Origin of the sequence: Pseudomonas mohnii, from assembly GCF_900105115.1 — a bacterium.
Classification (GTDB): domain Bacteria; phylum Pseudomonadota; class Gammaproteobacteria; order Pseudomonadales; family Pseudomonadaceae; genus Aquipseudomonas; species Aquipseudomonas mohnii.
On the sequence record NZ_FNRV01000001.1, the window covers coordinates 5,337,983 to 5,349,826 of the forward strand.

General features: G+C 57.1%; 16 protein-coding genes. 7 read left to right on the forward strand and 9 right to left on the reverse strand.

Annotated elements, in window-relative coordinates:
* Nucleotides 1-2: 2 nt before the first annotated feature.
* From BLV61_RS24955 to BLV61_RS24985, 7 genes are all read right to left on the reverse strand, one after another.
* On the reverse strand, nucleotides 3-629 hold the full coding sequence (locus BLV61_RS24955; protein WP_047527217.1) for a response regulator transcription factor: 627 nt from the start codon (nucleotides 627-629) through the stop codon (nucleotides 3-5).
* Nucleotides 630-841: 212 nt separating this feature from the next.
* Entirely contained in the window at nucleotides 842-1,231 is a 390-nt protein-coding gene (locus tag BLV61_RS24960; protein WP_047527219.1) for a response regulator, read from the reverse strand.
* A gap of 180 nt (nucleotides 1,232-1,411) precedes the next feature.
* Entirely contained in the window at nucleotides 1,412-2,740 is a 1,329-nt protein-coding gene (locus BLV61_RS24965; protein WP_047527221.1) for a deoxyguanosinetriphosphate triphosphohydrolase, read from the reverse strand.
* Nucleotides 2,741-2,908: 168 nt separating this feature from the next.
* Nucleotides 2,909-4,072 (reverse strand): EAL domain-containing protein, encoded by a 1,164-nt coding sequence (locus BLV61_RS24970; RefSeq protein WP_090468097.1) that lies wholly within the window; start codon nucleotides 4,070-4,072, stop codon nucleotides 2,909-2,911.
* Nucleotides 4,073-4,198: 126 nt separating this feature from the next.
* On the reverse strand, nucleotides 4,199-4,543 hold the full coding sequence (locus BLV61_RS24975; protein WP_047527226.1) for a hypothetical protein: 345 nt from the start codon (nucleotides 4,541-4,543) through the stop codon (nucleotides 4,199-4,201).
* Nucleotides 4,540-4,929 carry a phage holin family protein gene (locus BLV61_RS24980; RefSeq protein WP_047527227.1) on the reverse strand — a complete coding sequence of 130 codons (390 nt, stop codon included), beginning with the start codon at nucleotides 4,927-4,929 and terminating at the stop codon, nucleotides 4,540-4,542. The genes BLV61_RS24975 and BLV61_RS24980 overlap by 4 nt, the downstream gene beginning before the upstream one ends.
* Before the next feature lies 1 nt (nucleotide 4,930).
* Nucleotides 4,931-5,245 (reverse strand): ElaB/YgaM/YqjD family protein, encoded by a 315-nt coding sequence (locus BLV61_RS24985; RefSeq protein WP_047527230.1) that lies wholly within the window; start codon nucleotides 5,243-5,245, stop codon nucleotides 4,931-4,933.
* A 327-nt stretch (nucleotides 5,246-5,572) separates the two neighbouring features.
* Between BLV61_RS24985 and BLV61_RS24990 the strand changes: the two genes are divergently transcribed.
* From BLV61_RS24990 to BLV61_RS25010, 5 genes are all read left to right on the forward strand, one after another.
* Nucleotides 5,573-6,781, forward strand: coding sequence for an ammonium transporter (locus BLV61_RS24990; RefSeq protein WP_047527233.1), 1,209 nt, complete (start codon nucleotides 5,573-5,575; stop codon nucleotides 6,779-6,781).
* A gap of 99 nt (nucleotides 6,782-6,880) precedes the next feature.
* On the forward strand, nucleotides 6,881-7,117 hold the full coding sequence (locus tag BLV61_RS24995; protein ID WP_047527235.1) for a glutaredoxin family protein: 237 nt from the start codon (nucleotides 6,881-6,883) through the stop codon (nucleotides 7,115-7,117).
* Between the two features lie 170 nt (nucleotides 7,118-7,287).
* The gene (locus BLV61_RS25000; RefSeq protein WP_047527238.1) at nucleotides 7,288-7,605 is read left to right on the forward strand and encodes a hypothetical protein; all 318 of its coding nucleotides are present in this window, start codon (nucleotides 7,288-7,290) and stop codon (nucleotides 7,603-7,605) included.
* A gap of 70 nt (nucleotides 7,606-7,675) precedes the next feature.
* Entirely contained in the window at nucleotides 7,676-8,566 is an 891-nt protein-coding gene (locus tag BLV61_RS25005; protein WP_090468099.1) for a pseudouridine synthase, read from the forward strand.
* A 161-nt stretch (nucleotides 8,567-8,727) separates the two neighbouring features.
* Nucleotides 8,728-9,006, forward strand: coding sequence for a hypothetical protein (locus BLV61_RS25010; protein WP_047527243.1), 279 nt, complete (start codon nucleotides 8,728-8,730; stop codon nucleotides 9,004-9,006).
* 95 nt (nucleotides 9,007-9,101) lie between these two features.
* On the opposite strand, the gene BLV61_RS25015 is transcribed toward BLV61_RS25010, so the two are convergent.
* Complete coding sequence (locus BLV61_RS25015) at nucleotides 9,102-9,323, reverse strand: YgdI/YgdR family lipoprotein (RefSeq protein WP_090468101.1); 222 nt, start codon at nucleotides 9,321-9,323, stop codon at nucleotides 9,102-9,104.
* 77 nt (nucleotides 9,324-9,400) lie between these two features.
* Nucleotides 9,401-10,000, reverse strand: a complete 600-nt coding sequence (gene mobA, locus BLV61_RS25020; RefSeq protein WP_090468103.1) for a molybdenum cofactor guanylyltransferase MobA — start codon at nucleotides 9,998-10,000, stop codon at nucleotides 9,401-9,403.
* A 90-nt stretch (nucleotides 10,001-10,090) separates the two neighbouring features.
* Between mobA and moaB the strand changes: the two genes are divergently transcribed.
* Both moaB and BLV61_RS25030 read left to right on the forward strand, forming a co-directional pair.
* Nucleotides 10,091-10,630, forward strand: a complete 540-nt coding sequence (gene moaB / locus BLV61_RS25025) for a molybdenum cofactor biosynthesis protein B (protein WP_047527249.1) — start codon at nucleotides 10,091-10,093, stop codon at nucleotides 10,628-10,630.
* Nucleotides 10,614-11,840, forward strand: a complete 1,227-nt coding sequence (locus tag BLV61_RS25030; protein ID WP_090468106.1) for a molybdopterin molybdotransferase MoeA — start codon at nucleotides 10,614-10,616, stop codon at nucleotides 11,838-11,840. The genes moaB and BLV61_RS25030 overlap by 17 nt, the downstream gene beginning before the upstream one ends.
* Nucleotides 11,841-11,844: the final 4 nt, after the last annotated feature.

The following is an 11,844-nucleotide window of genomic DNA, read 5'->3' on the forward strand; positions in this document are numbered from 1 at the left end:
TCTCACACCAAAGCGTTACGTTTTGCCATTTCGATAAGTTCAACCAGGGATTTGGCCTTGAGCTTTTGCATGAGACGTTTTTTATAAGTGCTGACAGTTTTGTTGCTCAAAAACATGCCTTTGGCGATCTCCTTGTTGGTGCGGCCTTGGGCAAAAAGTTGCAATACCATCAGTTCCCTATCATTTACTGACTTGAACAGTTCGAGTTCGGCGTAACGCGCTTCATCGCCGCGAACCGGGTTGAGCGCTTCACTTGGGAAATAGTTGTAACCTGACAATACTGCTTTAATGGCACTGATCAGTTCGCTCAGGTCTTCCTGTTTGCAGACATATCCAGAAGCACCGGACTGCATGCAGCGAATACCGAAAAGTGTCGGGCATTGTGCCGTTAATACCAATGTTTTAAGTGGGGTGCTCATTGCGTTGAAGCGGGCCAGTACTTCCAGGCCATCCAGCTTGGGAATGCTGATGTCGAGAATGACCAGATCGGGCATGCATTCGCGAACCATCTGCATGGCGTCGACCCCATTATCAGTTTCGCCAACGACTTCGTAGCCTTCGTGTTCCAGTAGCATACGGACGGCAAGTCGGATGACAGGGTGATCGTCGACAATAAAAACGGAGTTCATAATAAAATTCCATGCAAGCTCAAATAAAGCGCGCACCTTAGCTCAGATAGTTGAGGTGACGTATGAACTGAGGTAGTCGTAGCACCATTATAGGAATGTTCCTACATGCAAAAAGGAATGGGCCTACGTGTCAACTAGGTTTTTTATAAGGATCAATAAACGTTGTTGAGGTTTAGTTGTAATATTCGGCGCTGGTTTTTTTGGATTTTTTGTTATGGGATCAGGGTCAATAATTTTCTGAATTCGTATTGTTTCAAAGGCTTGATCAAGTAGCCCAGCAACGGGAGTCCATGGGTGTTTGCCATGTGTTTAAGTTGGTCCAGTTCAGCGGGTGTCAGGCTACTTAGAAGTATTGCCTGTTTTATCATCCCTCGATGACTGGCAAATTTGACCAGATCAAGGCCGCAGAGATCGGGAAGGCACTGGTCGCACAAAAGAATATCGAACGGTTGTGTGGCGGTGAGCATTAGTTGCAATGCACCTTGGGCACAGTCAGTGGTGGTGAGCTGGGTGAAGCCGTAACTCTCGAGCAGGTACTGAGTGGCTCTGAGCTGAAACGGGTGATCTTCCACCAACAAGATGCGCAGATTGTCTTTGATCATATTATTCACGCTTTTTCTATCGAACAAAGTAGGCGTGATTGTTCCGTGGGAAACGCGGATAAATCGATCAGTTCACTCGACAGGAGCTGTAGGGGATTTCCGCGAACCTTGAGCGCACTTGCAGTTTTCGGGGGACATCAGCCATTAAGGGGGGCGTAATGGCTGATGTCCCTGTTCCTGTCAGTGGCTAGAGCTACCGGTCATTTCCAGTGCCATGTCGCTGGCATAGCTGTCGGTCATGCCGGCGATGAAGTCGATCATGCGCAGGAACGACGCGTGTAACGGGCCGTTGGGGTCGGGTGCATTGTTGCCCAGCAGGTCGAGAACCCGCCGACTCTTGAACGATGGCGTCCGACCGCCGTGTTGCTCAAGTGCCGCGCCGCAGAAAGCGTTAAGCAGGATTTCCAGCGTGGTGTAGGCGCCGATTTCGTGCAGGGTCTTGCGCTTGTCCTGGAAGATTTTCTTGCGCGCCATGTCCTTGGCGTTCAGAACGCAGCGTTTGGCGGGGCCGTGCATGTGCTCTACCAAGTCGCCGTGCAGGGTGCCGGCCAGCAGTGCGTCCTGTTGCTCGACAAAGGCCCGGGCCGCCGCATTGGTCAAATGCTCGATGGCTTTGCCTCGCAGGATCGCCAGTTTGCGCCGGCGAGAATCCTGCGGACCAAGCTGGCGATAGGTTTCCGGCAGGTCATCGCCCACCAGATTCAGCAACAGGGACTCGACTTCGGTGTATTCCAGCAGCTCCATTTCCAGGCCGTCTTCGAGATCGATCAACGCGTAGCAAATGTCATCGGCGGCTTCCATCAGATACACCAGCGGGTGACGCGCCCAGCGTTGCTCTTCGAGTTGCGGCAGGCCGAGTTTGTGAGCGATCTGCTCCAGTAGCGGCAGCTCGCTCTGATAGCAACCGAATTTGTGTTTTTTGTAACCCAGCGAGTCGGCGTGCCGGGCCGTCCATGGATACTTCAGGTAGGTGCCCAGGGTCGCGTAGGTCAGACGCGTCCCACCGTCGAACTGGTGATACTCAAGCTGAGTCAGCACTCGGAAACCTTGGGCGTTACCTTCGAAATTGAGGAAGTCACTTCGTTCCGCTTCGCTCATCGCGTCCAGCCAGCCACGGCCGGCGGCTTGCAGGAACCAGTGCCGAATCGCATCTTCACCGGAATGCCCGAACGGCGGATTGCCGATGTCATGTGCCAGGCAGGCTGATTGCACCACCATCCCGAGGTCACTGGGTTCGCACCAGTCGGGCAGGGCGCCGCGGATGGTTTCGCCGACACGCATGCCCAGTGATCGACCGACGCAGCTCACTTCAAGGGAATGGGTCAGACGGGTGTGGATATGGTCGTTGCTCGAAACCGGATGAACCTGGGTTTTGCGCCCGAGGCGGCGAAACGCACCCGAAAAAATGATGCGGTCATGGTCTTTGTGAAAGGGGCTGCGCCCGAGTTCTTCCGGACTGTGCAGCGGTTTTCCAAGGCGTTCACGGGTAAGCAGGGTGTGCCAATCCAAGGCTGGTTCTCTCCGTCAGGTGACTGATTGCTTTAGCTTCCCGGTTCGCATCAGGACCTGCAAGGGAAAAACACGCCTACCTGCAGGTGCAAGACCGGCCGGCGATGGTGGTGCAGCGGGCGCTGCAACGTCGAGTCAGCTGTCGCCATCGCCGGGCGGTCCCGGCTCCTAGAGCCCGACGGCATCGATATCGATCAGCAGCAAGCGTTCGCCATTGTCGAAAAATTGCCCGGCGGTGAGGCAGTACTGATTGCTGGTGGCGTCGCGGTAAGTGTTGGAAAGGGTCAGTCGACGCTCATCCCAGCCCTCGGCCAACAGATGATAGAAATAGGGGCGCCACGACCAGTTGTGGCCCAGATAACGGTCATCGGCGACCCAGCCGTTATTGCGCCATTCAAGGTTTGGCGTCAGTTGGGTTCCGTGCCGGTCGCATTGATAGAAGCGCAACAGCCAGGGAAAGGCATCCAGTTGGGGCAGGGCACTGAGCGGGGCGCGGTTTTGTGCCCAGGCTTGCAGGATCGCCATCAGTTCGCCGAGTTGCTGGCGCATGTTCATCAAACGACCACGCTCGGCCAGCTTTTGCTGAACATAACGCTGGCGCAGTTGTGCAAAGCGCTCGACAAAGGCGTCGGTGGCGAAGAAGTCCTCTTGCGCCCCGGCAAACAGAAAACCCTGCACGTAGCGTGAGCCGCATTCCAGGGCAAAATTCAGTTGGGCTTCGGTTTCCACACCTTCGGCGATGATCCAGCAACCGGTTTTCTCGGCCATCAAGGCCAGGGCCTTGACCACGTCAGTGCTGGGCCCACCCAGCGCCGCCGCCTGGAACAGGCGCATGTCGAGCTTGAGAATGTCTGGCTGCAACGCCAGAACGCGATCGAGTTGGGAGTAGCCGGCACCGAAATCGTCGATGGCGATCCGTGCGCCGGCCTGACGGTAACGCGTCACCACTTGGGCCAGACGCTGGATATCGCCCCCCAGTTCCGTGATCTCGAAGACGATTCGCCGTGGATCGATCCCCTGACTGCTCAGTTGCTTGAGGCTCGGCAGCGGCTGGTCCGGACGCAGGCGGCTGATCCAGCGGGGTGAAATGTTCAGGCTCATGAACCAGTCGGAAGGCGCTTCATGCAGACGCCTCAAGGCGTCATCGCGCAATTGGCGATCCAGCCGACGCAGGACGATGGCGTTTGTTCGCGGGTCGGCGAACAGCGGACCCACTGACGCCAGTTGACCGTCGGCTTGCCGCAGTCGACCCAGTGCCTCAACACCCGCGATACGGCCCGTAGCGGTATCGATGAACGGTTGAAAGCAAGCGAGCGGTTGCCCGTCGATCACGAGGCCTCCTTAGCAGATCTTGTTTTTGGAATGAGCCTGATCACCGGGTGGGCGAACAGGGCTGAACCCCTCTATAAAGAGGCTCAGCCCGTGCGTGTTGCAAGAATGCAGCCAGATAGCGATGGTTTACTGTTTACGCGATGAGCCTTGCAAGATCAGCTTGATCAGGGGCACCAATGTGGTGCCAAGCCGAACCAGCCGGGTCAGGCTGCTCAGCCCTCCGCCGTTTTTTGCGCCCTTGCCGGTCAGGAAACCGAGCAAAGTTACGGCGGCTACGCCCCAGAGCGGAGCGTGCTTGATGCCGAAGCCGTCCTGCAGGCTTTGCGTCATCCCGCGCACACGGTTCAGGGGTTGTAGCAGTTGCGCGGACTCGTGGCGGATTTCCTGGCGATGCATTTCCATGCGCAGGCGAATCAGCGCCTTGCGCATCTCTGTGCGCGTGCTGTTTCGAGGCAGTTCAGGCAGGCTCATGGCAGCAGGCGCTCCCGGTCATTGGCCAACTCTTCCAGAGTGCCGTGGAAGGGAGAGGACTCATCGAAGATCGCCGCTTTCAGGCGCAGGCCACAGAAGAGGGCGGCGAGGGCGTAAAACACACAGAGCCCAATGATGGCCGGCAGACGATAGGTGTCCCAGAACAGGATCAGCACCAGCGTCGACAACCCTACCAGCAACAGCAACGCAAACACCAGCGCCAACCCGGCAAACAGCAACAGGCTTACGGTGCGGGCTTTTTGTTCCTGCAGTTCGATGCCGAACAGCTCGACATGGCTGTGCAGCAGGCCCAGGAATGCAGCGCCCAGGCGCCGCGGTGAGGAGCTTTGCCCCGTCTCGGACGAACCGGATTCACCGATTGCCATATCAGCGCCGCGTCGCCAGCAGGCCAATCAGGAAGCCGACGCCGGCCGCGATCCCGACCGATTGCCATGGGTTGGCCTGGACATAGTCTTCGGTGGCAGTGACGGCTGCCTTGCCGCGGTCACGCAGGGAGTCTTCGGTCAGTCGCAAGGTTTCGCGGGCACGCAGCAGACTGTCGTGGATCTGGTCGCGCAGCTCGTCGGCCTGATCACCGGCCAGGGTGGCGGTGTGTTCGAGCAACCGTTCGGTGTCGTTGACCAGAGTCTGAAAATCGCTCATCAGGATTTCTTGAGCAGTCTTTGCCTTGATGCTGGCCATGGGTGATCTCCATAAGTGGCTTCTGAAACGTTCGAGTATGAGCCTTGGGTGAAGGTTCAGTACAAATGACTGGTACAACTTTTGCTATGTCGTGGTGCGTCAGTCTGCGCCGTTGCGCTGTCGCTGGGCATGATTTCAGTAAAACGTTAACTCAAACAATCAAAACCCGTGAAATTGTCCCGGTCATCGTTGGCCATGACGAACCCTGTGCGCCAAATCGGTTCATTGGGGTGACCTGCTCGATGCGGGAAGGTCACAACTTGGTGCATGGATTGCCCGCACGAACTGCTTTGGTGCTTTTTTCAGCCTTAAAGGTCTGCCAAATCCATGGAAAATCTGCAAAGTGCTGTGGACAGTCTGGTCCATAGCTCCAATACATTGTTCATACTGATCGGCGCCGTCATGGTACTGGCCATGCACGCCGGTTTTGCCTTTCTTGAAGTCGGAACGGTTCGCCAAAAAAACCAGGTTAACGCATTGTCGAAGATCCTCAGCGACTTCGCCGTTTCAACCCTGGCTTACTTCTTTATAGGCTATTGGATTTCCTACGGCGTCACTTTCATGCAACCGGCCGCGGTGATCAATGCCGATCACGGCTATGGCCTGGTGAAGTTTTTCTTTCTGCTGACCTTTGCGGCGGCGATCCCGGCGATCATTTCCGGGGGCATTGCCGAACGCGCCCGGTTCGTCCCGCAGTTGTGCGCGACCGCCTTGATCGTAGCGTTCGTCTATCCCTTTTTCGAGGGCATGATCTGGAACGGCAACTTTGGCTTGCAGGCCTGGTTGCTGGAACGTTTTGGCGCAGGTTTCCATGATTTTGCCGGCTCTGTGGTGGTCCATGCCATGGGCGGTTGGCTGGCGCTCGCGGCGGTGCTGTTGCTGGGGCCGCGTAATGGCCGTTATCGCGAAGGACGCCTGGTGGCGTTCGCGCCTTCGAGCATTCCCTTTCTGGCGTTGGGTTCATGGATCCTGATTGTCGGCTGGTTCGGTTTCAACGTCATGAGCGCCCAAACCCTGCAAGGTGTCAGTGGATTGGTGGCGGTGAACTCATTGATGGCCTTGGTTGGCGGCACCGTGGCGGCATTGATCGTCGGGCGCAATGACCCTGGCTTTCTGCACAACGGCCCATTGGCCGGGCTGGTGGCAATCTGTGCCGGTTCCGACCTGATGCACCCGGTGGGCGCGCTGGTGACCGGTGCGATTGCCGGTGCGTTGTTCGTCTGGTGTTTCACTGCCGCTCAAAGCAAGTGGCATATCGACGATGTGCTGGGTGTCTGGCCCCTGCATGGCCTGTGTGGCGCGTGGGGCGGTATTGCTTGCGGTATTTTCGGTCAGGGTGCACTGGGTGGGTTGGGTGGGGTGAGCCTGATCAGCCAGTTAATTGGTACCGCGTTGGGCGTTGGCGTGGCATTGACCGGTGGTTTTGCGGTGTATGGCGTGATCAAGGCGCTCCATGGTCTGCGGTTGAGCCAGGAGGAGGAGTATTACGGTGCAGACTTGTCGGTACACAAGATTGGTGCCGTCAGTCAGGATTGAGACTGCTGAAATTCACGTTTCAAGGCAGAGGATTCAATGGCTCGACGGCTTTTCGGGGCAGGCCTAGAATAAGCACTTCATTTTTTAGGTTGAGCGCTCATGCTTCCTGAATGTCAGTTGTTCGGCACCCTCGGGTGCCATCTCTGTGAAGTGGCCGAAGCCATGCTGATGGAATTTGTTGAGCGCGGCTTGCTGGTGGAACTGGTGGATATCGCTGAGGACGAAACCTGGTTCGAAGCCTACAGTCTGCGCATTCCTGTTTTACGGCGGGTCGATAATGGCGCGGAGCTAGGCTGGCCGTTCAGTGCCGATGACGTGGTGGCGTTCCTGCGATAAGCGTTTTTTGCGATGGCCTGTTCCCGCCTGTCGATCTTCGCGAATGATCCCCTTGGCTTAATCAATGCGATTCGGATACTGTATGCGCATACAGTTATCCGGATTGCCGACCTTGTCACCCCTGACTTCAGGGTTTGAGCAGGCGAGCCCGGGCGTGAGAGGGATGAATCGTGGTCAATGTCGAACAATTGAAAAGCAGCGTGAACCGGATGTCGGTGGACGTAGTACGCGAAGCGGTTCTCGAACTGCGTCTTGATGGTCTGGTGACGGAAGGCAAAACACCCTTCAACAAACTGCATTTCAATACCTGTTTTGCAGAAATCGAAGCCTTGTTTCAGCGCGCTGGCTATCACCGGCAACTGGACGTCGTGGGCTACCAGGGTTTGTTGTATGCGCTTTATGACCCGGCGCGCTGGGAAGCGGTCGATGTGCTGCGCTGGCTCAAGGAATACACAGAAGCCGCGGCGCGCAAGCAGATTCCTGCTTGAGAATCTCTTCTAGGCTCACTCCTGTCTCTGTCGGATAATGCCGCCCTGCATTGAGGGTTAGAGCTTTCGTATGTCCACTTCAACTTTTTCGGCTGCACACCACCAGGCGAGCACGCTCTATTTGCCCCCCGGCCCGTGGCAGACCGTGCTCGACTGCCTGTGCGAGCACTTCAGTGCCATCGGGCGTGAACAATGGCTGGATCGAATTGCCCGCGGCCGCGTCCTCGACGGGCAAGGTGCGCCGATCACCGTTGATCTGCCTTACAGGGAAGGCCTGAGAATTCACTATTTTCGCGAAATACCGGACGAAAAAACGATCCCGGTGGTCGAGTCGATTTTGTACGCGGATGAGCATCTGGTCGTGGCAGACAAGCCGCACTTTCTGCCTGTGACTCCGGCGGGGGAGTATGTGGAGCAGACCTTGCTCAGACGGTTGATTCGTCGCCTGGATAACCCGCACCTGGTGCCCTTGCATCGAATTGACCGGCATACCGCGGGGCTTGTGTTGTTTTCTGCCAACCCGCAGAGCCGATCGGCGTATCAGTCGTTGTTTCCTGCGCGGCAGATCGAGAAACGGTACGAGGCCATTGCCGGGGCATTGCCTGATCTCTCATTTCCCTTGGTGCACAAGAGCCGTCTTGTCGATGGCGAGCCTTTTTTCCGCATGCAGGAAGGGCCGGGCGCCAGCAATACCGAGACAGCCGTCGAGATCAGGGAGAAAAACGGGGATCTCTGGCGTTATGGACTTTACCCGGTGACGGGCAAGAAGCATCAGCTGCGGGTACACATGACGGCGCTGGGTGCGAGCATTTGTAATGATCCGTTTTATCCCCGGGTGCTCAAGGATGTCGAGGATGACTACGCCAATCCTTTGAAGTTGCTGGCCCAAGGACTGAAATTTGTCGACCCGGTCACGGGGCAGGAACGAGAGTTCGAGAGCGCCATTACCCTTCAATGGTGATGAACCAGGGCGTTTTATTTAGCCGTGCCTGCAAAAAATATCGAATTTAAGGGCCGCTCTACAGTCAGTTGATAAGGCCTCGCGATCTTGGCTTTCAACGACCTCGGCATAGCAGCCGGATCGCCCGGTAGCACCGAGACCTATCGTGCAAGGAAACCCCCATGAAACGTACCGCTTTCGCTGGAATATTCATTTGCGCTGCAATGTTGGCCTCTCCTGCATTCGCCGCAGACAACAATCTATGCACCGCCAAGCTTCAGGAGCTCAAGGACAAAGTCACGAGCCTGCCAGCCACCTCTGAAAACACCACCATGGAAATCAGGCGGTTGTTGGCCAGTGCCGAAGCGTCCAAGCTTGCCGGGGATAACACGAAATGCGTTACCGAAGCTACGCAAGCCCTGTCACGCGCGGATAAGCTGAGCAACGAACCGAATCCGTAATCGCGTCAATCCGATTCGGCTTCATGAATTTGATGCGGACAAAAAAATGCCCCGACGAGTCGGGGCATTCTTGTATCCGGTGTCCGCTGCGCGAATTACAACTCTTTAACGGTACGAACCTGATCCTTATTGATGCGGGTCTGTTTGCCATCCAGTTGTTCGAATTCGTAGAAGCCCGAATCCTTGTCATAGTGTGGCGTGTCGACGGCCTGGATTTCACGACCGTCGTTCAAGGTGATCACTGCAGGCGACGCGCAACCGGCCAGGGTAGCGAGGCCCAGTGCGAGCGTGAAAGTGGCCAGGATCCGTTGAGTCATGGGTGTATCTCCGAAAATGAATTCTTTTGGTTACTGAGCTTGAGACGTATGCAGAACGTGCAAGTTCCTTGATAGGTTCAGTCTGACACAGTGTTGTGCGCGCTTAACAGTTCCGGTGTGTTGAGATTGGCCAGGCGTGGATCATTATCAGGACACTGCAATGCGGTAGCGCCCAGTTTGCGCATAAGTCGGCCCGGGCTGCGCTCGCCGTCGTTCCAGGCGCTTTCGAAGTCAGCGCGAAGTGCCACGGGAATGACGCACAGTAGAGGTTCCCAGTGCTCGCCATGGCGCAGCATCAACGGCTTGTCGGGATGCTGGTTGGCGGTTCCGCGCATGCTGTTGAGCAGGGCGGCATCGATGCGTGGAACATCACACGGCAAGACCAGCAGATGTGTATGGCGAGCGGCTTTCAATCCTGCACGAATGCCGGCCAACGGCCCGGGAAAGTCACCTTCGTCGTCATGCACCAGTTGATCGGCATAAGGCGCGTATTTTTCCGGGTTCCGGTTGCAGGAGATGATCAGGTCATCGCTCAGTGGCCGTGTCTTGCGATGCAGATGTGCAATCAGCGGTTCACCGTGCCAGTCCAGCAACCCTTTATCCTGCCCTCCCATGCGCTGGCCGCGACCGCCTGCCAGGAGCAGAATGGAGCAGGGCGGCAACTGATTCGAAGTCATGGCGGTTCTCCATCAGACATGGGAGGGCGGCGAAAAAATGAGGCGCTGTGATATAACACCGGGCTGTTTCTCCTACAACTGGACGAGCCTATGAAAGCCAAGGCTGATGTACCTTTCGCGCCGCTCAACATTGCGGTGCTGACTGTCAGCGATACCCGTACCCTGGAAACCGATACCTCAGGCCAGGTCTTCGTCGACCGCTTGACGGCTGCCGGCCATAACCTGGCCTCCCGGGTATTGCTTAAAGATGACCTCTACAAAATTCGCGCGCAAGTCGCCAACTGGATTGCCGATGATGTGGTGCAGGTCGTGCTGATCACCGGCGGCACCGGTTTTACCGGTCGCGACAGCACCCCGGAAGCGGTGAGCTGCCTGCTCGATAAACAAGTCGATGGCTTCGGTGAGTTGTTCCGGCAGATTTCGGTGGCGGACATCGGCACCTCCACTGTTCAGTCCCGCGCCCTGGCCGGTCTGGCGAACGGGACGCTGGTCTGCTGCCTGCCAGGCTCGACCAATGCGGTGCGCACGGGTTGGGATGGCATTCTTTCCGAACAACTGGACTCGCGCCATCGCCCCTGTAATTTCGTGGCTCATTTGAAACAGGCGGCACCCTGTGAATCCCGTGGGTAAACCGGGCAAGACCGGCAGCCTGATGCCGGTCGAGGTGGCGCTGGCACGCCTGCTGGAATTGGCCGACAACTCCCGGATTCATGAGCGTGAACGCTTGCCGTTGGCGCAGGTGCAAGGCCGTGTGCTGGCGGACGATTTGGTGTCGACCCTTGATTTGCCCCCGTGGCCCAACAGCGCCATGGACGGTTATGCCTTGCGCCTGGCTGACTGGACGGGTGAGCCGTTGGTTGTCAGTCAGAAGATATTTGCCGGGCAGGCACCCGAACCATTGCAGCCGGGTACCTGTGCCAGAATCTTCACGGGTGCCCCTGTACCGGCGGGTGCTGACTGCGTCGAGATGCAGGAAAACGCGGTCATCCAGGCAGATGAGCGAATACATTTCGCCGAAACCATGACCCTTGGGCAAAACATCCGTCCACAAGGCCAGGAAACCACCATCGGTGAACTGATTTTGCCGGCGGGGACTCGTCTGGGGCCGATCGAGCAAGGCCTGGCGGCTTCGCTGGGGTGTGCCGAGCTGGACGTGATTCGAAAGGTTCGTGTCGCGGTTCTTTCCACCGGGGACGAATTGATTGAACCAGGGCAGGCGCTGGGGCCTGGCCAGATCTATAACAGCAACCGTGTGTTGCTCTGCAGTTGGTTACAGCGTTTGGGTTGCGAAGTGATCGATGCCGGTATCCTGCCGGATGACCTGACCACCACGCGCGCGCGCCTTGGCGAGTTGAAGGATGTCGATCTGATTCTCTCGACGGGGGGCGTATCGGTAGGTGAGGCGGACTTTTTGGGCATTGCCTTGCGGGAAGAGGGTGAGTTGGCATTGTGGAAACTCGCCATCAAACCCGGCAAACCACTGACATTCGGGCACTTCCGTGGCGTTCCGGTCATTGGCTTGCCCGGCAATCCGGCATCAACCCTGGTGACCTTTGCCTTGCTGACACGGCCCTATCTCCTGCGTCGTCAGGGGGTAAAGGAAGTCGAGCCGTTGAAAGTGCAGGTACAGGCAGGATTTGACTGGCTCAAAGCCGGCAATCGACGCGAGTATTTGCGCGGTCGCCTGGAGAATGGTCGGGCGATCATCTACAGGAACCAGAGTTCCGGGGTGTTGCGCAGCGCCGCCTGGGCCGATGGACTGGTTGAGGTGCTCGAGGATCGTACGCTTGTCGTAGGTGACAGTGTGTACTTCATACCGTTGAGCGAAGTCCTGGGCTGACCCG